Origin of the sequence: Acuticoccus sediminis, assembly GCF_003258595.1 — a bacterium.
In the GTDB taxonomy this organism is placed as follows: Bacteria; Pseudomonadota; Alphaproteobacteria; order Rhizobiales; family Amorphaceae; genus Acuticoccus; species Acuticoccus sediminis.
The window spans coordinates 717,358-739,671 of sequence record NZ_QHHQ01000001.1; the positions used below are offsets into that span (position 1 = coordinate 717,358).

Annotated in this window: 13 protein-coding genes and 1 pseudogene; 8 read left to right on the forward strand and 6 right to left on the reverse strand. The window is 66.7% G+C overall.

The annotated features are described in order from the left end of the window. The first annotated feature begins 448 nt into the window (after nt 1-448). From DLJ53_RS03195 to DLJ53_RS03215, 5 genes are all read left to right on the forward strand, one after another. Nucleotides 449-1,207 (forward strand): DDE-type integrase/transposase/recombinase, encoded by a 759-nt coding sequence (locus DLJ53_RS03195; protein WP_162408811.1) that lies wholly within the window; start codon nt 449-451, stop codon nt 1,205-1,207. Nucleotides 1,208-1,228: 21 nt separating this feature from the next. Next, nucleotides 1,229-2,611: an MBL fold metallo-hydrolase gene (locus DLJ53_RS03200; protein WP_111342275.1), complete on the forward strand. Its 1,383-nt coding sequence runs from the start codon at nt 1,229-1,231 to the stop codon at nt 2,609-2,611. Beyond that, nucleotides 2,608-4,116, forward strand: a complete 1,509-nt coding sequence (locus DLJ53_RS03205; protein WP_111342277.1) for a thymidine phosphorylase family protein — start codon at nt 2,608-2,610, stop codon at nt 4,114-4,116. The genes DLJ53_RS03200 and DLJ53_RS03205 overlap by 4 nt, the downstream gene beginning before the upstream one ends. Continuing rightward, nucleotides 4,113-4,415, forward strand: a complete 303-nt coding sequence (locus DLJ53_RS03210; RefSeq protein ID WP_111342279.1) for a ribose-phosphate pyrophosphokinase-like domain-containing protein — start codon at nt 4,113-4,115, stop codon at nt 4,413-4,415. The genes DLJ53_RS03205 and DLJ53_RS03210 overlap by 4 nt, the downstream gene beginning before the upstream one ends. 408 nt (nt 4,416-4,823) lie before the next feature. Next, entirely contained in the window at nt 4,824-6,359 is a 1,536-nt protein-coding gene (locus tag DLJ53_RS03215; protein WP_162408813.1) for a serine hydrolase, read from the forward strand. Between the two features lie 486 nt (nt 6,360-6,845). Here the strand turns inward: DLJ53_RS03215 and DLJ53_RS35070 are convergent, their stop codons facing one another. Beyond that, nucleotides 6,846-13,649: an autotransporter outer membrane beta-barrel domain-containing protein gene (locus tag DLJ53_RS35070; RefSeq protein WP_162408815.1), complete on the reverse strand. Its 6,804-nt coding sequence runs from the start codon at nt 13,647-13,649 to the stop codon at nt 6,846-6,848. Nucleotides 13,650-14,571: 922 nt separating this feature from the next. Between DLJ53_RS35070 and DLJ53_RS03230 the strand changes: the two genes are divergently transcribed. The 3 genes from DLJ53_RS03230 to greA all read left to right on the forward strand — a co-directional run bounded on the left by DLJ53_RS03230 (nt 14,572) and on the right by greA (nt 17,211). Further along, nucleotides 14,572-15,363 carry a GGDEF domain-containing protein gene (locus DLJ53_RS03230; RefSeq protein WP_146619872.1) on the forward strand — a complete coding sequence of 264 codons (792 nt, stop codon included), beginning with the start codon at nt 14,572-14,574 and terminating at the stop codon, nt 15,361-15,363. A 262-nt stretch (nt 15,364-15,625) separates the two neighbouring features. After that, nucleotides 15,626-16,399: a CDP-alcohol phosphatidyltransferase family protein gene (locus DLJ53_RS03235; protein ID WP_244934995.1), complete on the forward strand. Its 774-nt coding sequence runs from the start codon at nt 15,626-15,628 to the stop codon at nt 16,397-16,399. Nucleotides 16,400-16,728: 329 nt separating this feature from the next. After that, a complete protein-coding gene (greA, locus tag DLJ53_RS03240; RefSeq protein WP_111342287.1) occupies nt 16,729-17,211 on the forward strand; it encodes a transcription elongation factor GreA in 483 nt (160 codons plus the stop codon). Nucleotides 17,212-17,618: 407 nt separating this feature from the next. On the opposite strand, the pseudogene DLJ53_RS03245 reads toward greA, so the two are convergent. The 5 genes and pseudogenes from DLJ53_RS03245 to DLJ53_RS03265 all read right to left on the reverse strand — a co-directional run. After that, nucleotides 17,619-17,804 (reverse strand): annotated as a pseudogene (locus DLJ53_RS03245) (transposase); the annotation flags it as partial. 272 nt (nt 17,805-18,076) lie between these two features. Further along, nucleotides 18,077-19,750, reverse strand: coding sequence for an amidohydrolase (locus DLJ53_RS03250; protein WP_111342291.1), 1,674 nt, complete (start codon nt 19,748-19,750; stop codon nt 18,077-18,079). A 309-nt stretch (nt 19,751-20,059) separates the two neighbouring features. Beyond that, nucleotides 20,060-20,989, reverse strand: coding sequence for an SDR family NAD(P)-dependent oxidoreductase (locus DLJ53_RS03255; protein ID WP_202912976.1), 930 nt, complete (start codon nt 20,987-20,989; stop codon nt 20,060-20,062). Nucleotides 20,990-21,023: 34 nt separating this feature from the next. Next, nucleotides 21,024-21,689: a DedA family protein gene (locus DLJ53_RS03260; protein ID WP_280525493.1), complete on the reverse strand. Its 666-nt coding sequence runs from the start codon at nt 21,687-21,689 to the stop codon at nt 21,024-21,026. 260 nt (nt 21,690-21,949) lie between these two features. After that, entirely contained in the window at nt 21,950-22,306 is a 357-nt protein-coding gene (locus DLJ53_RS03265; RefSeq protein ID WP_111342295.1) for a hypothetical protein, read from the reverse strand. Nucleotides 22,307-22,314: the final 8 nt, after the last annotated feature.

Sequence of the window (22,314 nt, forward strand, 5' to 3'; positions counted from 1 at the left end):
GCCACTGGTCGCCTCGAAGATGACGAGGGCGTCAGAGGCCAGCGACGAAACCCAGGCGGCGATAGATTCCGGGTCGTTCGCGACCTCGTGTGGAAGTGACAGCCGGCAGGCCGGGGAGGTCGAGAACGGTGCGCGAGAGGTCGCAGCCAAGGACGGTGCGCGGCATGGTGGGATCCTGTCCATGTCGTTCGGGATCGGCTGTCCCAAGCAACTATTCAGGGTTCAAGAGCGACGCGGAAGGGACCCATGCTCCCTAACGGGTTCAGTCACCCTCGGGGGGGACGGGCTCCCTTCCGCAACCCTGAAGCTACCACCTCGCCAATAAACAGGGAGGTTCAATTGATATTGGATCTTGTACCTGATCGACGGCGAGTGGGAGATTCCGCAAGGTGGCACCTTATAGGGGAAGCAATTGAGCCAGTGACCCGGTGGTGCGATGGTCATGCCCATGTCGAACCCCAACCCCGACACATTTCGATACCACAAGACGTCACCGGAAGTGTTGCCGCTCGCCGTCATGCTCGACATAGGCTTCCCGCTGTCGTTCCGGAACGTGAAGGATTTGCTGAAGGAGCGCGGGATCGAAGCCTCCGGCAAGACGGTACGAATTTGGAACGAGCGCTTCGACCCCATCTTCACCGCTGATATCCGCCGCAAGCGGTTGGTGGCACTGCCGTCAAGGACACCGTGGCGCTGGCATCTCGACGAAGCCATTCTGAAGATCAAGGGCGCAACGCGCCTCCTCTGGCGCGCATTTGACCAGGACGCCGAAGTTCTCGAGGCTTTCATCTCGAAAACACGAAGTCGCAGGGCGGCGCAGAGTTTTCCGCGGAAGGCATCGAGGCGGCACGGCCGCCGCCTCGAAATTGCGACCGACCGAACCCTCTCATACCACGCCGCTCTGTGCGATCGCGCCGTCTCGGTCCGGCAATGCACCGGCCGCCGGCTCGATAATCGCGCCGAGACTCTGGGTCAGCCGGTGCGACGACATGACCACGCCATTCTTCGTTTTCGGCCACCGGAGACGCAGCAGCGGGTCGCCTGCGCCCGCACCTCGATCCGCAACCACGTCAACCCGGAACGCCACGTCTACAGCCGTCATGATCTGCAACGACATCGGGCCACCACCGTCGCCGAGGGCGTCGGGCCGGGGCGGCCTGATGTCGACGCCGTCAGCCAACCTCCCTCCCTCACGCCATTCCCCTGACACCGCCCGTAGGAGGCCGGCATGACCCGCTTTTCACGCCCCAATCTGCGCTTTCTCGGAGCTGCGGGAACCGTCACAGGATCGCGCTATCTCGTGGAAGCCGGGTCACGCCGCATTCTTGTCGATTGCGGCCTCTTCCAGGGCTTCAAGACCCTGCGTGACCGCAATCGTAAACCGTTCCCAGCACGACCCTCCAGCATCGACACAGTGCTGCTGACACATGCGCATCTCGACCACTCGGGCTATCTTCCGGCGCTGATCCGCGCCGGATATGCGGGGCGCGTGCTCTGTACCGAAGCCACCGCGGAACTCTGCGGTCTGATACTGCCCGACAGCGGCCACCTTCAGGAAGAGGAGGCGCGCTTTGCGGCGCGAAAAGGATTCTCAAAGCATCGGCACCCGACCCCGCTCTACACGCTGAAAGATGCCGGGAAGGCTCTCGAGCGGTTCAAGACCGTTGAGTTCCAACAACGGATCAACTTGGGCGACGACATCGCCGCGACGTTCATTCCTGCCGGCCACCTCCTGGGAGCGGCGCAGATCCGACTCGAGATCGGCAGCTCCATTGTTCATTTCAGTGGCGATCTCGGCCACGATCCGGATCCGCTGATGAGACCACCGGAGCCGTTTCACGGTGCCGATGTGCTTGTCTGCGAATCGACCTACGGCGATCGGCGCCATCCGGATATCGACGCGGAGGCGGAACTTGCGCCGGTGCTCAAGCGCACCTTCGCTCGGGGCGGGACAGTCCTGATTGCGTCTTTTGCGGTCGGCCGTGCGCAGGGGTTGATGCTTCATCTCGCCCGCCTAATGGCGCGGGGTGAGATCCCTCGAGTGCCTGTCTACCTCAACAGTCCGATGGCGATCGACGCGACCGAGATCTATCACCGCCATCACGAGGAGCACCACGTCTCCCGCGAGGATTGCGTGGCCATGTTCCGAATTGCCACCCGCGTGAATTCGGTCGACCAGTCGAAGGAACTCAACACGCGGAAGGGGCCGATGATCATCATCTCGGCGAGCGGTATGCTCACCGGGGGACGCATTCTCCATCACCTGGTCAGCTTCGGGGGCGATCGGCGGAACACGATTCTGCTCTCGGGGTTCCAGGCCGGCGGGACGAGAGGCGCAGCGCTGGTCGGCGGCGCTCGAACGCTGCGCATGTTCGGACGCGATTATCCAATCGAAGCGGAAGTCGTCCAACTTCAAAGTCTCTCGGGTCACGCCGACGCCGACGAAATCCTGCGCTGGATGGCGTCCGGGCCGGCACCGCGCATGACCTATCTCACGCATGGCGAGCCTACGGCGGCCGACACGTTACGCCAGCGAGTCGCGCATGAACTCGGCCGGGCAGTCCGCGTTCCGGATCATCTCGACACAGTGCATCTAGATCGCCCGAAATGAGCGACACGCTCATCCTCGTGCCCGCGGGCATCGACACCTACCGTCAGCCCGTCGTCTACATGCGCGAGGATTGCCACATCTGCCGGGCGGAGGGCTTTGCCTCTCAGACACGAGTGCGCATCGACCTGCGCGACCGGTGGGTCATCGCCACGTTGAACGTCGTGGCTCACGACGGATGGCTGGCGGTCGACAATGCGGCGTTGTCCATTTCCGCCTGGTCGGCGCTTGGAGCACGCCCCGGTGACAGGGCCCGGTTCTCCCATCCCGAGCCTGCCGGATCCGCCTCGAAGGTCCGGGCAAAAGCCTACGGCGAAAGGCTGAACGAGCGCGATTTCGCATCGATCATTCGCGACACGCTCGAGAACCGGCTGACCGATCTCGATCTTGCTGCCTTCATCACGGCCTGTGCGGGAAACCGGCTGGACGGCACCGAGACCGTGGCGCTGACGCGGTCGATGCAGGCCGCAGGCGAAACCCTCGACTGGGGCGGACGAAGCGTCCTGGACAAGCACTGTGTCGGAGGGCTGCCCGGAAACCGGACAACACCGCTGGTCGTCGCGATTGTGGCGGCCACCGGCCAGTTGATCCCCAAAACGTCGAGCCGTGCCATCACATCCCCTGCGGGAACGGCGGATACCATGGAGGTCATGGCCCCGGTCACGCTCGACGAACGGGCGCTGCGCCGAGTGGTCGAGGCCGAGGGCGGCTGCGTGATCTGGGGAGGCGCGCTGAACCTCAGTCCGGCCGACGACCACTTCATCCGCATCGAGCGCTCGCTCGACTTCGACTCGACCGGACAACTTGTGGCCAGTGTCCTGTCGAAGAAGGCCGCAGCCGGGTCCACTCATGTTCTGATCGACATGCCAGTCGGGGTCACTGCCAAGGTTCGTTCCGCCGAGGCGGCCGCGGCCCTGTCAGCGCTGTTCCTACGGGTGGGCGAGGCCATTGGCCTTCGGCTGGCCGTCCACCTCAGCGACGGCACCGCTCCCGTCGGTCGTGGCATCGGTCCGGCGCTCGAAGCGGCGGATGTGCTGGCGGTGCTCCGGCGAAGGGCCGAGGCACCGCTGGATCTTCGGGCAAGGGCGTTGGACCTTGCGGCGCACCTGCTCGATCTCGCGCCCGGTGGAGTGCCCGGCGAGGGGCGGGCAAGAGCGGAAGCGCTGCTCGACAGCGGCGCGGCGGAGGCGAAGTTCCTTGCGATATGCGAAGCGCAGGGCGGCTTCGCGGAGCCGAAGCTGGCGCCACACCGGATCGAGCTTCCCGCCCCCTGCCAGGGGATCATTTCCGCTATCGATAATCGAGTCATCGCGCGCGTGGCCAAGCTTGCAGGTGCACCGCGGCAGAAGGTTGCAGGCGTTCTACTCCGGGTGCAGGTCGGGGACCGGGTCTCGAAGGGCCAGCCGCTCTACGAGATCCACGCCGCGACTCCGGGGGAGGCGGCGTGGGCGCATCGCTACGCCGAGCAGCATGCAGATGCGCTGTCGATCGCGCAGGGGCCACGATGATCCTGGCTCCGTTCCCGGAGATGACCCCGCTTGCGACCGCGATCGCAAGCCATCTGGATACCGGATGTCGGCCGCTCGGCTGGCACCGTTTTCCGGACGGCGAAAGTCTGGTGACGCTCCCGGACGGGCTATCGGGCGACGATATCTCCGTCGTCGCGACCCTGCGCGATCCCGACCGGCTTGCCCTTCCGCTGCGCATTGCGCCTGCCACGGCGCGGGAACCTGGCGCTCACCGAGTCGGGCCGATTGCGCCTTCTCTCGGCTACATGCGGCAGGACCAGTCGTTCCACCCGGGATAGTCCGTCAGCTCGCCCTTTTTCGCGGATTTGCTGAGCGAAAGCTCCTTGGGCGGTATTCGGGGTCGTAGCCGGAGTGTGGATTGGCGCCGGAGGTGGGTATGAGCCATGCTGCCGTGTCAAGGATGCCCGAGTGTTGCGCGAGGAGCAGTCGATTCGTGGATCCGGGTGAAGCCGGAGCTTGTTCGACGTTGCGGAGATAGTCGCCACGACCTGCCAGGGCCACTGTCAGGATTTGCTCTCGTCTCTTTAGCCTCACTACCTTCTGCGGCAACTTTAAGGTGGTAAAGGTCGCGCGTTCATGGCCTCTTCTGGGTACGGGTAACGCCAAAGACCGCGGAGATCGTCATGCCTTGGAGGCGGCTATACTTCAGTCGGTGTCGGATACAGTTTGCTTCCCTGTTGCTGTCCATGGGACTGGCGACACTGGCGGTCGCGCAGGCGACGGCCGACGAACGGACGATTGGATCGTTCGATAGCGCGACCTCGGAGTCGATCCGCGCCGCCATCCCGAAGCTTGAGACGTACATCGAGGCCCTGATCGAGGCCGACGCCGTGCCGGGCCTCGCGGTCGCAATCGTGAGCGGCGATCAGGTCTATCTGAATGGCTTTGGTGTCAGGGAGGCCGGCGCGCCGGAACACGTCGATGCCGATACGGTGTTTCAGATCGCATCACTGTCGAAGCCGATCTCGTCGACGATCGTCGCCGCGCTGATGTCGGACGGCGCCTTCGACTGGGACACACGCATCTCCCAGATTGATCCGTCGTTCCAGCTCTTCGAACCCTATCCGACCGCAAACGTCACCGTGTCGGACCTTCTTTCGCACCGCAGCGGGTTGCCCGGTCTCGTCGGCGACGAGCTTCTGGCCTACGGCTTCGATCGCGCCACGATCCTTCGTCGGCTGCGCCTCGTCAGGCCGGCTTACTCCTTCCGCGGAGGATATGAATACAGCAACTCAGGCTTTACGGAGGGTGCCGTCGCGGCCGCAGCCGCTGTGGGCCTCGCGTGGGAGGAGGCGGCCGAGACGCTGCTCTTCGGGCCGCTCGGGATGGCCTCCACCAGCATGCGCTACGGCGATTACCTCGCGCGGGGAAACCGTGCCGAGCTGCACGTTCGCTACGACGACCGCTGGCAGGCGCTCGTGAAACACGACACGGATGCCCAGGCGCCGGCGGGGGGAGTCAGCACCAGCGTGCGCGACCTCGCCCGTTGGATGACCCTTGTCCTAGGCAATGGCGTCATCGACGGGCGACGGCTCGCCCCGGAAGATGCCCTCGCGGCGAGCCATGCCGCACTTTCGCACATCGGATCGGACCCGATCGGCGGGGAACCGGTCTTCTACGGATTGGGATGGGCCTTGATCTACGGCAACAATGGCAGGGTCTGGACCCATGCCGGCGCCCTCACTGCCGGAGCGCGCTCCCTGGCGACATTCTATCCAGATAAGGGGTTCGCAATTGCCGTGCTGTCGAATGCCCACCCGACCGGCGCGCCGGAGGCTGTGGTCGACCGGTTCGTGGACCTCGTCCTCTCCGGCGGAGACGGACCGGACACGATCGAAACGTGGAACGGGATCTACGCGTCGATGGTCCCCGAATCTCCCTCGGCCAAGGACTATGGATCGTTGCCACAATGGCTATCACCGCCCTTGTCGCCGCAAGCTTACGTCGGGACCTACCATAACGCTTATGTAGGGACGGCGGTTGTCACAGCGTCCGATGACGGGATCCTCAACCTCGCGCTCGGTCCCGAGGGTGGTCTCCAGCGTCCTCTGCGCCACTTCAATCGCGACCAGTTCACGTTCTTTCTTCTCGAAGAAGTGCCTGACACGCCCTTCGGTATCAGTTTCCAGATCGGCGCACAGGGCGTGGCTACGTCGATGAATATCGACGACATCACCGACAGCGGCTTCGGAAGGCTCGAACGGGTGGGCGACGCGCCCTAACCGCGGGGGGTGGAACGCCAGGTGCCGGAGTGAGAGCACGACAGGTACCATCTGTATCGCGACTTCGACGGAAACTGACAGCGTATCGGCGATCCGACATCTCTGCGCCGCCTCGCAAGAGTGTCGTCACGGACGATCGAGAGCGTTCGCGAGATGACGAAAGATCGGGACGTCCCCCGCGCTTTTCGACCGCGGCGCAGAGCTGCACGACGCTCCGGTTGCTGGCTACACCACTGGATGCCTGAATTCTTTCGGAACAGCGAAGCAGGTAGTGCAGACGAGCGCGAGGCTGTCCGAGGGCCACCCAGCAAGAGGAATTGGCCCACGGTGGTCTGCTCCCCTGAAGTGTCCTCGGTGTGGAATGCTACCCTCCGAACACGCGCTCTATTCGCTCCTTCGAGGCGTCATCCCGTCGCGCGCTCGTGCAACCGGTGCGATCGATACGACGAGCGGTGTGCCGCGATACTCATGGCGGCGGTGGCGAGATCAGAACCGCTTGGTCAGGCGCACCGTGCCGCTGTGGCTCCAGTAGTCGTCGCCGAAGGTACCGCCGTACTGGGCGCGGAGGTCGAAGCCCTTGGGCCCGGTCAGCGTCACGCCCGTCCCGAGGCGGCCGACGACGTCGGCGATCGGAATGGTGGTGTCGAAGGTGCCGGTGCCTGCGGGAGCTGCAACGAGCTCGGCCGTCGTCGTCCAGTCGTCCTCGGTGGAGAGGCTGAGCCCCGCCGTCGCGAACAGGCGGGCCTGCCACTCTTCGGCGAGGTCGACCCTGGCGCCGACCTCCACCGCCGGGGTGGCGACAAAGGTCGTCTGGTCCTGGTCGCCGACCTTGAGGTTGTAGATGCCGGCGCCGTTTTCCGTGTAGCCGCTGGCGTTGGCGTAGATGAGGTCGAGGTCGAGGAACGGACGGATGTAGGCGACTTCGGTGCCGGCCGTGTAGGCGAGGCGGGCGCGGGCCGACAGGGTGGTGATGTGGGACGCGCCCTCGGCCGTGCCGCTGAAGCCCGGCAGCGTAACCCGGCGGTCGACGTCGTAGCTGCCGTAGCTGCCGGCGACGCCGCCCGCGATGGTGAAGGCGCCGATCTCGTGCTTGACGGCGGCGGCGATATAGCCGGAGTCGCCGTCCGCCGTGGAAAGGCCGTCCGAGCTGTCGTAGTCGGAGCTGATGTAGCCGAACGCGACGCCCGCGAACCAGCTCGGCCGGATCTCGACCTGGCCGCCGCCGGCGAAGCCCCAGTCCGTCGCGTTGTAGCCGGGGTCGCCGCCCTGGCTCGCGGTCGCCGCGCCGAACTCGGCCCAGACGCAGCTGTTCTCCGAGACGATCGCTGTCCCGCCCGAGAAGGCCGGACAGCTCATCACGCGGTCGAGACGCCCCAGTGCGAGGCTCGACTGCGCCGCCGCGGCTGCCTGCGAGGCCCCCGGCGACAGCGACGACAGCGCCGCGGCGTAGGCGAGCCCGGCGTCGTCGGCGGCCGACATGTTGTCGATCACGGCGAGGAGCTCGGCATACCGGCCCGAACCGTTGTCGAAGATCCGGTCGAGGTGCGCGCCTACCCTCCGCTCGTTGCCGGACAGGCGGCCGAACGCGTCGGCGAAGCGCGAGTCCTCGGCCGACACGGCGAGGGTGTCGCCGGTGCGGGACACGGCGTAGTCCACGGCCGGCGTGTCAATCGCGTCGAGAGTGTCCGTGATCGCGCCGTTCGCGGTGAAGACGGGGAGGGCGGAAGCCTTCACGAGCCGCGTCGGCGCGACGGCGATCCCGCCGGCGAGCTCGGCGTCGCCGTCGACCGTCAACCGCCCGGCGCGTCCGTTCGCGAAGTCTGCACCGAGGGCGATGACGCCGTCCGCGCCCTGAGTGAACCGGCCGGCGATGCGGGTCGCGGCGTCGATCCCCCCGTCGCCGACGACGAGGCGACCGTCGTTGACGATGTCGGCCTGGTAGAAGTCGGCACCGGTGAGTGTCGCGTCCGAGAGGTTGTTGACGGTGACTGCGCCGGGGCCGTTCGGGCTCGTCGTCGTCACGTTGCCGGAGATGGTGCCGCTATTGTTGACGGTGAGGGTTTCGCCGGAGCGGGCGCCGTCGGAGATGTACTGGATCGCATCGCCGCCGGAGGATGCGGCGATCGTGCTGCCGCTGTCGAGAAAGATGACGTTGACGTCGCCATCGAGGATCGCGACGCCCGCACCACCGTCCGTGCCGCCCGTGATGTCGTCCTCGACGAACACCATCACCTGGGAGTTGCCGGAGGTGCCGCTGCTCTGGGCGAGGACGCCGTAGGAGCCGCTGCCGGTCGCCGAGACCGGGCCCTTCAGCTCAAGCTCGACACGGTTTCCGATGCCGCTGCCGCCGGACTCGCCCATCCGGATGCCGGCCGCGTCCTCCTGCAAGCCGCCGCCGCCGCCGACCGACTGGACGATGACCCCGTGCGCACTTTCGCCGGTGGTGGTGACCGCGGTGGAGATGATCGCGCCGATCTCGCCGCCGTCACCGTTGCCGCCGTTGGCCAGCCTCTCGATGTTGATGCCCTTGTTGCCGACGTCGCCGCCGATGCCGCCGCCGCCGCCGATCGACTGGACGACGATGCCGTGGGCGCCGCGACCTGAGGTCGTGATGCTGCCGCCGTTCAGCTCCAGCCCGACCTCGCCGCCGTTGGAGGCCGTGCCGCCGCTGCCGCCGACGTTGACGCTGTTGGTGTTGCTGGCCGAACCGGAGCCGCCGATGCCGCCACCGCCGCCGATCGACTGCGCCACGAGGCCGAAGGCGCGGTTGCCCGTGGTGGTGATGGTGGGCGTGAAATCGAGTCCGACCTTGCCGCCGCTGCCGGCCGCGCCGCCCCCGCCGCCGACGTTGATGTCGACCGACATGCCCGTGCCGCCCTCGGATGCATTGGAGGTGCCGTTGCCGCCCATGCCGCCGCCGCCGCCGATCGATTGGGCGACGAGGCCGTGGGCGTCGGCGCCGGTGGTCGCGATCGCCACCGTGCCCTTGACCTCGACCCCCTTGCCGTCGCCGGCCGTCCCGCCTTTGCCGCCGACGCCGCTGCCGGCGCCGCCGCCAACGCCGATGTTGCTGGTCCCGCCGGCCGTGTCCGAGCCGTCGCCGCCCTGGCCGCCCCCAGCGCCGATCGACTGGAGCAGCACGCCATGCGCCATGTAGCCGGCCGTGGAGACCGTCGCGGTCGGGGCCGCAGCGTCGGGGGTGAAGACGACGTCGACCTTACCGGCGTCGCCGCCCGAGCCGCCCTTGCCGCCGACGCCCACGGTGATCTGCGGCGTCACGCCCGCGCCGGTCGTGGCGGCCGTGGCGCCGGTCCCGCCGCCGCCGCCGATCGACTGGGCCACGATGCCGTCGGACCAGTCGCCGGTCGTGGCGATGGCGCCGCCATGGTCGAGCGTCACTGTGCCGCCTGCGCCGCCGTCACCGCCGCGCCCGCCGACGCTGACGGTGGGGTTGATGTCGATGAGCCTGTCCGGAAGGTCCTGCGGGTCGGCGAGGGCGATATCGCTGTCGCTGGTCGGCTTGGCGGAGCCGAGCGAGCCGGCAAGGCCCCCGCCGCCGCCGATCGACTGGATGAACAGCCCGTCGGCGTCGATGCCGCTGGTGGTGATGGCGCTGCCGGCCGTGGTGGCGATGTCCACGGCGCCGCCGTCACCACCGGCGCCGCCTCTCTGGCCGAGGTTGACCGTCACGGTCGCGTAGAAGGCGGTCTCCTCACTCTCCTCCTCCTCGCCGCCTCCGGTGGAGAAGGCGCCGGAGAGCTGCACCTCGCTGCCCTGGACCGTGCCGCCGCCGCCGCCGACCGACTGCGCGACGACCCCGCGCGAGCCGTCGCCGGTCGTCTTGAGGATGCTGTCGGAGTAGAGCGTGACGCTCGTTGTGCCGCCATCTGCGCCGAGCGAATTCTTTCTGATCTCGAGGGCGCCGACGTCGAAGGTCGCGTCGAACGTGTAGTCGCCGAGATAGCTGCGCGTGCTGCTGGTCGGCAGGCCCGAGCTGCCGCCGCCGCCGCCGATCGACTGCGCCAGGATCGCGTTGGCGTACTGGCCGGCAGTGGTGATCGTCGTCGGGGTCGAGGATGGTGTCGCGCTGCCGACCGTCACGGACGTCTCGCCGCCGGTGCCGCCGTCGCCGCCCCGGCCTCCGAGCGCAGCGTTGACGGTGAGCTTGACGGTGCCGCCGATCAGCTCGTTCGTGGTGGTGCTGGCATCGCCACCGTGGCCGCCGCCGCCGCCGATCGACTGGGCGAGAATGCCGTGCGAGCCGGCGCCGTTGGTGAGGATCGTGGCGCCCTGGTCGAGCGTCGCGGCGACGGTGCCGCCGTGGCCGCCCGTGCCGCCCGCGCCGCCGAGCGAGGCTTGAAGGTTGGCGTTGAAGGTCTGCTCCGGATCGTCGGGGTCGACCGGAATGCCGGTTGTGAAGGCCTTCGCGGCAGCGGCGCCACCGATGCCGCCTCCGCCGCCGACCGACTGGATGAGGAGGCCGATGGCGTCGTTCGCCGTCGCGTTGTCCTGTGCGGTCGCCGTCTTCACCGTCGTTCCGGACAGCGTCGCGGTGACCGCGCCGCCGTCGCCGCCACCGCCGCCTTTGCCGCCGAGGTCAAAGCCGATGGCGAGGAGGCCAACCGCCTTGGTGGTCGCCGAGCCGCCCAATCCGCCACCGCCGCCGACCGAATGCGCGAGGACGCCCGTGCCGCGGTTGTTTTCGGTGGTGATGGTGCCCTCGCCGAGCGTCACGGCGACGGAGCCACCGTCTCCGCCGGTCCCGCCTTTGCCGCCGATGCCCAACTCGAAGAGCTTCAGTTGCGTCGTGCTCAGGGCGTCGCCGCCCGTGCCGCCGCCGCCGCCCACGGACTGCGCCGCGACGCCGACGGAGGCGTCGCCGGAGGTGGTGACGGAGAAGGCCGACGCGGGATTGATGTTGACGCTGCCGCCGTTGCCGCCGCCGCCGGCCTGTCCTCCGATTGCGGCGGAGCCTTCGCCGAGCACGCCGCTGGAGAAGGCAGCGCCGCCGTTGCCGCCGCCGCCGCCCACCGAATGGGCGAGGAGGCCGTGCGAGAAGATGCCGTCGGTGGTGACGGTGCCGATGTCGGTGATGTCGATCGTGCCGCCGTCGCCGCCGTCGCCGCCTCTGACCCCGAGCGTGTAGACGCCGGTGGTCTCGTCCGTGCTCGGCACGCTGACGGCGGTGCCGCCACCGCCGCCGACCGACTGCGCGTGGATGCCGATCGCCGCGGCGCCCGTCGCGCCGACGGTGCCGGTGTTGGAGATCGTGACCGTGCCCGGCGCGACGCCCGAGTCCGAGCCGCCCGTGGCGCCGATGGAGACATAGCCGTTTCCGACGCCCGCCAGGCCGCCGGCGCCGACGATGGACTGGGCGACGAGTCCGCTTGCACCGAGGCCGTTGGTGGTAACGCTGCCGGTGTTGTCGATCGTCACCGTGCCGCTTTGCCCGCCCACGCCGCCGGAGCCGCCGAGCGCGACGAGGGCGGTGGAGCTCACCCCGCCCGCGCCGCCGCCGCCGCCGATCGACTGGGCGAGAATGCCGCTCGCCATCACGCCCTGCGCCGCGATGTCACCGGCGTTGGTGACGGTGACGTCGTCGCCTTCGCCCCCTTTGCCGCCGGCCCCGGCGGGTCCGCCGAAGAGGCCGCTGATGCTGCCGCCGGTCCCGCCGCCGCCGCCGATCGACTGGGCGACGATGCCGTAGCCGTAGGGCACCGGCTCGCGGATGTCGCGCGTGCCGTCGGTCGAGATCGAGCCGCTGTAGACCTCGACGCTGACGGTGCCGCCGTTGCCGCCGGCGCCGGCGCCGCCCGCTTGGCCGAACACGATGTTGCCGTCGCTGCCGTCGCCACCGTAATTGCCGATCGACTGGGCGACGATGCCGCGCCCCGAATCGTGCCCGGCCGAGGAGGCTTCGGCGCGGATGCCCTGGTCCGTGCCGGGACTGATGCCGATGGTGATCGCGCCGCCGTTGCCGCCGATGCCGCCGGTGGAGTCCTGCGCATCCTTGAGGCCCGCACCGCCGAGGCCACCGGTGCTCAAGGCGAAGATCGCGTCCACCGCCGTGCCGACAGCGTGGACCGGGGTGCCGCTTTCGTCGTCCTGCAGCAGGATGTCGATATCGACATTGCCGCCGTCGCCGCCGACGCCGCCCGGCACGTGGCTCTGGCCGACGCCGCCGGTGCCGCCGGCGGATTGGCCGGAGATCGCCGCGCTCTGGTAATAGGAGGCCGCGGTGCCGGTCTGCTGCGCCGAAACCGTCCCGTTCAGCGTGAGGGAGACGTCACCGCCGACGCCGCCGTTGCCGCCCGAGTCGAATTTGTCGAGCGGGCCGACGTTGTAGGACCAGCCGCCATTGCCGCCGACGCTCTGGAGGTCCACCGCCCGGACCGCGCCGCCCCCGGTCGACTGGCCGACCACCGACGTGGTGCCGTCCATGGTGAAGTCGACCGCGCCGCCGCTGCCGCCAAGGCTCGTGCCGCCACCGCCCTGCGTCTCGCCGTTCGAGGAGTTGTAGTCGTCGGGCCCGTTGCCGCCGACCGAGTGGGCGCGCAATCCCATGACGCTGGGGGCGAGGAAGGGCACATCCGCACTGCCGATGGTGATGTCGCCGGTCGTGCCCGACACCAAGCCGCCATTGCCGCCCGCACCACCCAGAGGCGTGAAGGTGCCCCCCTGGTTGCCCCGCCCGCCCTGTCCGCCCTGGGACAGGAGATCGATGACGTACGCGTCCACCACGGTCTGGGGGCCGGACACCGTAGCGAGGATCGAGGCGGACGTGTTCCGGCCGTTGAAGGAGACCAACCCCGCGTCGCCGCCGGCTCCGCCGTTGCTCTTGTTGTTCTGGTTGTCGTCGTTGCCGTTGCCGCCGCGGGAGACGATCAGGATCGCCGATGCGCGGTCGCCAGCGGCCGTATCGGCCTGCTGATACGTGACCTGCGTGGAGGCGGGAGGTTCGATGGTGAGATTGCCGCCCGCTCCGCCGGACGAAGACTGACCATCGGTCGACCCTTCGCCCCCTTCCGAGGTGACGAACAAGCCGACGTCAGAGTAGGGGTAGACGACATCGAGGTTCGAATCGACATAGACCGTGAGGCTTTCACCGGCCCCTCCGTCGGTGCTCCCCGATCCAGCGGTGCCGGTGCTCTGATGCCCGAACGGCTGGTCGCTCGTCGCGCCGTCGGAGAACGTGCACACCCCGTTCGAGACGGTGCAGTCGATCGCCTGCGCCGCAGCCGGCGCGCCGGCGATGACCGGCGCCAACGAGGTCAGCACAGTCGTCAGCATCAGGCGCCGATTGAACGAAAGTAAGGAACCCGAGGCACGCATAAATCTAATCCTAATTCGGCCGGAACAGTGGCCGTCGCGGGTCCCGGAAACAAAATTACGATTACTCGTTAGCGGCTTGTCGGTGCCAATGGCTTGGTGACGTGTCGCATCTCCGCCACAAACCTCCTTTCGCGAATACACTTTTAAGCAATTTTCGTTCGTGTCGAGGGCGAAGCCGCTCGTACAAAAGTAGGCATCGCCGTCGAGCACAGGCGGGGCGACGATTCCGGCAACGGTGAGACCGGCGACGCACGTGGTGGTCCTCGAGCCGTGGGGTGGACGCCGCCGGTGCACCGTCGATGCAACGCCGCAGCGCGAGAAGCGGTATCGGCAGGGCGACGCATGAACGTCGGCTCCCCTCGCCAACTCAATCCGACCGAGGGTCACATCCCCGCACCTCCAGCGGGTCTCGTTCTTTGAACATTTTGGACAGCGTGGGCGCTGCGTCGCCTTCGGCGATTGTCCGGTCAGATGCGACGGTCTTGGCAGCGGATACCGCCTCTCTGTCCGCCGGAAATGTGGTGTTCGGCATCGATTGCTCTCCAGTGCACTGTGTGTGATGCCTCAAGGATGCTTCGATGCCGTGGGTATCGTCAGTGCCCGAGGTATCACTTTGGTGCTGAGACGGTCGCTGCGCGGTGCTGGAGCAATCGCCGCGCAACCACGTACGATTGAGGCCCTCCGGTCTGCTCTGGAAGAAGCAGGTGTGAAGTTCATTCCGGAGAATGGGGGCGGCGCTGGAGTGAGGCCGAGAGAGGGTACAACAGACGACTGAGATGGTAGTGACAGGCGCCATCGCCTTGGCTTGACGAACAGGCGCTCGAGAAGGAGCGCCCCCAGCGAAGCCATCACGCGCATAGACCCTATTGGCCAAGACAAGATGACTAAACTGACGTTCCGGAAGTATCGGAGTTCCCTGCATTTGCGGGCAAACGCCATCCCAGTTGCTATCATCGCCGCGGTGATGCTCACGGCCGGGTTCTTGGTATTGGAATACGATGTACTCGCACACTTTAGAGAGCGTTCAGCGGACGTCCTGTTCTTGGAGATCGAAGAGGCGCTGATCCTGGCCGCCATCTTGATCGGCGGGATGTTCATCGTGTGGTATCGGCGCAGCCGCGCCTATCGGACTGAGCTGGAACGACGCCTCAAGGCGGAAATCGAGGCTCGCCGGGCGCTGGAACTCGCGCTACTCGATCCACTCACCGGTTTGGCGAATCGACGCCATTTCGAAGAGATCTTCCACGCGGCGGCTGAGCGCGGGTTGATCACCAAGCATGCGCTCATCCTCCTCGATCTGAATGACTTCAAGCCGGTGAACGATGTCTACGGCCATCCGATCGGAGACGAGGTGCTGAGGGTGATCTCGATGCGCCTGAACAACGCCGTCAAGCAAAACGATCTCGTTTCTCGATTGGGCGGCGACGAGTTCTCGGTGATCGTGTTCGAGGTCCATTCCGCCGAGGCCGCGTCGGAGGTTGCTCAGCGCCTGATGGAAATCGTGGCGGAGCCGGTCGCCGTTTCGGGCAAGCTGTTGAACGTCTCCGCGAGCATTGGCTACACGCTGTTTCCGAACGAGGGGCAGTCGCCGCCAGAGATCTACGCTCGCGCGGATCAGGCGCTTTATGTGGCGAAGACGAACAAGCACGAGCGCAGGGCGATCCACCGCTAGGGCTCTTTGTGCGGCTAGGCTGCCATTTCACTATCTGAGACCTCGAGAGCCGCTCATGCGAAGTGCGTTTCCACCACTCGTCCTGGCCTTCGCCGTTGCGATGGTCATTTCCAGCCTGCTTCCCACTCATGCGAGATCCGAGCGCGGACAAGAACCGAAACCGTCTGATTTTGCGGAATGTCGTCCCCGGGCAGCCACGTAGTCCACCGGCGGGACACCTCGGCCGTTCGCCTGTGGCTGTGAAAGCTCAATCGGGACGCTGTTGACAGCCTCGAAACTGCCGTCCGACACGACCCGCTTTTGTCCATCGGCGGAAAAGGGTATCCGTCATCGGATGCGCCTAAGAGCCTACGCTATTCACCTATTCACCGCCGCCGGCGCATCGCTTGCCATGCTCGCACTGCTGGAGGCCGCGCAGCAGGACTGGGCCATGATGGCGATCTGGCTGGCCATCGCCTTCGTCGTCGACGGGATCGATGGCCCTTTGGCCCGCCGCTACGACGTTCGCACCCATGCGCGAGTGATCGATGGGACGCTGCTGGACCTGATCATCGATTTTCTGACCTATGTCATGATCCCCGCCTACGCCCTTTATGGATCGGGCTTGCTTCCAGGGTGGACCGGCTGGTTCGTGGTGCTTCTCATCCCGTTTGCCTCCTCCCTCTATTTTGCTGATACACGCATGAAGACGGACGATGCTTCGTTCCGTGGCTTCCCCGCATGCTGGAATATGGTGGTTCTGGCATTGCTGGTGATCCAGCCGGGTTGGGGCGTGATCTTCGGTCTGGTCCTGCTGCTGTCCGCTGCTCAGTTCCTCATGCTGCGGTTTATTCATCCGGTGCGTACGTCGCGCTGGCGGACTGTGTCATTGCCTGTCGCGATGATCTGGACAGGCTGCATTGCATATTCCGCTTGGATTGATTTCGCCTCGATGTCGGTGTTGACCGGGATCGTGGCCGTGACGTCAGCCTATTTGCTGCTCGCGGGAATCGCACAGCAGATCATTTATGAATCGCGAAGCGCTGCGCTGATGTAGAACGGTGGCGGACGACGCGCCGCACCGGGTTGCGTCGCGACGCCGTAGCGGGCGGGAGGTCGGCCTTGGCGAGTGTGTGACAGGTCCGAAGTTTCGGTACATCGGTTTTCGTCATATGCTGCATCGAACGAACGCCGTCGGTGGCCCGAATGGCCACCGGTGGTCTGACTCCGAACGTCTGCTTCGGGCTCACTGCCGACCCGAGGTATCTCGGGGCCCTTCGATATTGGAAGGGTCGTACCGGGTGGACATCTCGGACGCTGATTGACACCCCCCTGTCGCACTGGTGATGCGGTTGGCACAGGATGGTCTTCGCGGAGGAGGCAATAATGAGCGTCGCATTCAAGAAGGAGGACAGCGCCGACACCGCCTCGGAGACGGTGCTGCCCGACCGACCGATCTCGCAGCATCCGAACTTCGTGACCGCAGAGGGGCTGGCGGCGCTGGAGCGGCTCCTGGCCGAGGCGCGCAACGCCGTCGACGCCGCGTCGGGGATCGAGGACATCAACGAGCGGCGACGGCAGCAGGCGGTCCCGCTGCGCGACATGCGCTATCTCGCCGAGCGTGTCCGCACCGCCCAGGTGGTGGACGCGCCGGCATCGGCGGAGGCCGTGGCGTTCGGCGGAACCGTAACGTTCCGCCGCGACGACGGTCGTGTGCAGACATACCGCATTGTCGGCGAGGATGAGGCGGACCCCAGGACCGGAACGATTTCGTACGTCTCGCCGGTGGCGCAGCGCCTCCTCGGCCGGGTGATCGGAGACGTGGTGGATGTCGGCGGGGGCGAACTCGAGGTCGTTTCCATCGCTTGACGGCGGCTTCCGGAGGGAATGCATCGTCTGCCATTGCGATGGCAACTCGCCCGCTTGAACGTGCCACGACGCTCTCGAAAGACCATCGCCTTTTCGAATACCGGCACGTCCGCTTCGAAGGGCCCTGCCTCGCGCAGCCAGCGTTCGCGATTGGCACACATCGGTGGCAAGTTTGCTAAGGGGCTGGAGGGCCCCACTTGGAGCGGGGCTCCTTCCTCCCAAGGAAGCGCTAGCGGTTACCGCCCGGGGCGGGTGATCGCTGCAGAAGATCGTTGCAGCGGCGGGCCACTACCGTGGCAAAGGTGGCGCAGTGATCAGGCGCCGCTCGTTCGCCCGCGTCTTCAGCCGTTCGCGCATCGCCGCGTTGTCTGGCCGCCGGGACTTGTGCCGGTCGGTCCTCGGATGCATTCCGACTCCAGCGCCTTCGGCCGTCTGGCCTCGGAAACCTCCATCCCGCCATACGGCTTCCGCCAGGCGTAGAAGGTCGCGTCGCCGATCCCGTGCTTGCGGCACGGCTCCGCCACGCTGTTCCTTGCGGCGTGTTCGTTTAGCACCGCGATGATCGCAACCTCGCTGAAGCGGCTCTTCTTCACCGCCGTCCCCTCCCGGCGGAGTCCAGTTCAGACCGGCGACGCTCCAGCGGACAGCGGCCCTGCCAATATTCGAGCAGTTCCGACCGGGACACAGCCTGGCCGATGCACTTTACGACCAGCCGTTCGGCTTCGGTGCTCGTCGGCGGAATGCCGTGGGATGGATATTGGCCCAGATGCCTAAATCCGCCAACACGCGGAACCAGCCTTCGCGCGCTCTGCGGCGGTGCCTAAACGTGCTGTGCCCCGCTGGATTTGAAGCAACAGGCAAAAGTCTACCGTGCCTCGAACACGACCTCGCCCTCCTTGATCGTCGCGAGCACGTCGATCGTGTCGAGTGTCTCCGGATCGATGGCTGTGGGATCGGCGGACAGCACCACGAAATCGGCGAGCTTGCCGGGCTCGATGGAGCCCTTCGTCGTCTCCTCGAAGTGCTGATAGGCCGGCCAGATCGTCATTGCCTTCAGCGCCGTCATCACATCCACCCGTTGTGCCGGCCCGACGATGTCGCCGGAGCGCGAGCGCCGTGTCACCGTTGCGTCGAGCACCCGCATGCTGTCGGGGAAGGCGACCGGTGCATCGTGATGGGTGCTGAACCTCATCCCTCGCTTCACCAGCCAGCCGGTCGGTGAGATGTCGTCCACGAGCTCGGGGCCGACGGTATGCTCGCGGTGCCAGTCGCCCCAGTAGAAGGTGTGCATCGGGAAGAGAGACATGAACACGTTCAGCCGCTTGTAGGAATCGACTTGGTCCTCTCGCAGGAACTGTCCGTGAATCAGTACGGCGCGGCGGTCCGCAGGACCGTACTTCTTCGTGGCAGCGTCGATGCTGGCGATCAGCATGTCCGACGCGCCCTCGGCGTTGGCATGGGTATTGATCTGGATGCCGTTGGCGAAGGCCCAGTCGATGACGGCGACCGTCTGCTCCATCGTCGCAGCAGCATAACCCTTGTAGCCGGGGGGATAGTCGCCGACGGGATCGTAGTAGGGCCGATCTCTCAGTGCGGTGAAGCCTTGCGGCGAGCCGTCGATCGTCAGCTTCGCGCCGGCGACCCGGAAGCGGTTCTGGTACTCGCGCGAGACGTGGGCGGCGATGTAGTCGCGGTCAACGAGAACGTCGGGGTAGGTCAGCACGTCGATCTTGAACCCGCCCTCGTCCGCCACCTTGCGCAGCACGTCGGCAGTCGCCGGAACCGAGCGTCCCTCTTCGGCGGTGGTGTAGCCGTACCGCGCCCAGAGCTCGGCGCCGGCACGGGCGAAGGTCTCGAAGCCCTCGGCGCCGAGGGGCTGGATCAGCTTGGAGAGCGCGGCATAGAAGGCGTTCTCCTCGAGCACGCCGGTCGGCTGGCCATCCGCGCCGCGGAGGATCTTGCCTCCGGCGGGATCCTCGCTGTCCGAGGTGATACCGGCCGCCTCGAGCGCCTTGGAGTTCGCTGCACCCATATGGCCGGACTGGTGGACGACGAAGACCGGCACGTCGGCCGAAACAGTGTCGAGATCTTCGCGAGTCGGGTGCCGCTCCTCGACGAGTTGCGCAGGGTCGTAGCCGAAGCCGATAACAAGGTTTGCCTGGGCCACCGCGTCGGCGTTGCTCGCAGCCCAGCCCCTAAGCGACTCCGTCAGGCTCGCGATGTCTGTCACCTCGCCGTCCGGAGGCGAAAGGAGGTTGGCCGAAAGCGCCTGCAGGCCGCCCATCAACATATGGCCGTGAGCGTCGAAGAACCCTGGCAGCATCGTCCGTCCTGCCAGATCGAAAGTCTTCGTCTCCGGCCCGCGGTGACTCTCCACCTCGGCAGCAGTCCCGACAGCCAGAACCTTCCCGTCCCTGACCGCCACGGCTTCGGCGCTGGGGGTGGCATCGTTCATGGTCAGGATCGGACCGCCGGAGTAGATGGTATCTGCGAGCTCCCGCGCCAGTGCCGCCGGAGGAGCGAGCAGCACCCCGGCCATCGCGACATGTCGAATGGCGCGGATCAAGGTTCCACGAGGCAAGAGGGTCCCTCCACTGCGTTGCCCTGTCGGCTGGCAAGTTTAATCTTATGCGTGCGCCGATGACACCACCATTCTTGACTGGACCTATGTCGGTGTTTTCTGACCGCCTCTCGCTTGAACGCCTCCGCGTAGGCCCGCCGTCGTCTCTCGCTCATCTTGAGACACTCCGCCATCAGCTCGAAAACCTGTCGTCGGTGTCCACACGAACAGGCCGGGGTCGCTCTCTGATGCTGGACGAAAGGTCGAAAGGCCGGCATTCGAACCCGATCAGGCAATCGCGGGCTCGGAGTGAAGTCCGACCATCGCTTCGCTTTCGCGCCAGAGCCGGTCCTGGCCCTGGCGGTCGCGGGCCAGCTCCGAGGGATCCGGAAAGGTCGGCTTGCCCTTGACGAGCGACACGTAGACCCGATCTGCGGGCGGCTCGATCATCCCCAACGCGACATCAGTCAGCATTTTCCCGGAATGCTCGGCCATGTTCATCACGAACTCGGGGCGGAACAGCCCGATCACAGGAAAGATCGTGCGCATCATGATCCGGACCAGCAGGACCTGCAGTGCGGATGCGTCACGGCCCGAGCTGCCGCCGGTGAGGCCGGGGTTGAAGGCAATGACGCGGATGCCGAGGGCCTTCGCCTCCTCCAGGCGCGAAAACGACAGCGCGGTCATGAGGTTGCACAGCTTCGACGCCGTATAGGAGCGGATGCCGACGCCGGAGCCGTTCGGCGTCGGGTGCGCCCATTCCGCGATGTCGAGCGACTTCGGCGCGATCCGCTTCATCGGCGGGTCGTGAATGTTGCTCGACGTGATGACGAGGCGCCTCTGGAGCGCCATGTGCGGCAACCGCAGCCGGGCCAGCAGGAAGTGAGCGAGGTGGTTGACCGCGAACGTGAGCCCGTAGCCCTCGGCGCTTCGCTCGTCCGCGGCGCTACCGTGCAGTCCGGCGTTGAGGACGAGAATATCGATGTGCTGCTCGCCGAGTTGCCTCTTCACCGCGTCGGCAAACGCGCGGACGCTCGCGAGCGAGCCCAGCTCGAGAGGGAGAACCCCGGCTCGAGTGGGCGAATATCGGTGTGGCCGGCGTTCGCCGACGATCACTCTCGTCCGGGGCCGCTTCAGGAAATTGCCCAAAGCGTATGCGCCGACGCCGCTGGTGGCTCCGGTCATGACGATGACGCGCCGCGGCAGGGATTCGCTCATGATATCTCTCCGTTGATGGCAGGTGCCTCGGCCGTCACGGCCGACCGGGTCGGTGCACCGAACGGACGCGTTCTGGAACGACGTCGTCGCCGGCGGGAATCCTGGGGTCTGACCGTTCAGGCCGGGTCCGCCGATATACGCTCGTCTCCGGATCGGGCGTCACGGTCGACGGGCGCCGGGCGCGGATCCGCCAGATGCCTGCGACGAGCGCTTCGACGCCAATGAGGATCAGCCATGTCTTCAGCGCCAGGGCCGAGGCGTTGGCGTCGCCTCCGTCCCTCGCCGCCGCGTATCCCACGGCGATGAAAAGGGCGTTCCACAGCGCCGCCCCGAGAGAGGTGGCGCCGACGAAGCGCCAGGACCGTGCTCGCAGGAGCCCCGAGATGCCGGGCGCGATCAGGCGGATTGTCGGAATCAGCTGGGCGCACAGGACGAACCGGTGCCCGTTCGATCTGAATTGGTCGAGCCACCAGCCAGTGCGCGACGACGGCACGCCGATATATCGGCCGAACCGTTCGAGCAGGTTGCGGGCGCGTGCCTCGCCTAGGGCATAAAGTGGCAGGCAGCCGAGGACCGTGCCGACGGTGCTGAGCAGGAGGGCGGCCGGCAGCGAGAAATGTCCTTCCGCCGCCGCGATGCCGATCACCACGAGTACGGCGTAGGACGGCAGAACGGGGACGAGGCGCTCTATAAGGGCCACCGCCGCGAGGGCAACCGCCCCGTAGGCCGCGATCCATGGAATGAGTGTTCCGACAGGGTCCGCGCTACGTCACCCCTCGATGGGCACGAGTGAGCAGGCGGCGGCATTCCGGCGCCGTCGGCGGGACCGGCACGATCTCCAGGGCGGCCCTTCGGCTGATCCGGTCGTCCACGGCATCGGACCGTCGTTCCTTGGTTCGTTTCGGGCGGGGTGCAACCCTCGCGGGGCGCAGCAACGGGCGACGTGCCCCGTGGGCGAACTCAGCGTCGCAGGCGAAGGTCGGGCTCGCCGTTCTCCCAGCCTTGCAGCCCGTCCGGGGTCTCGCGGAATTCGAGGCACTTCTCCAGGAACGGGCTCGCGAGGCAGATCGTCGGGCCCTCGACCCGCCAGTTCACGTTCTGGGAGAAGAAGAGCGGGCCGCGCAGGCGTCCTGTGCCGTCAGGATTGAGCGTGAGATCGAATTTGCGGCGGCCGCTCGGCGCCTCGGCCGACCATGTCGCCCCGTCAGCAAGGATGGCCGCTGCGGCTTGAGGTGGCAGCCTGGTCTGTCCCTCCGCGGCCGACGTATGCCGCGCGAGGATAAAGAAGGCTCGGGCGATTGTGATCGACGTCTTCATGGTCGGCA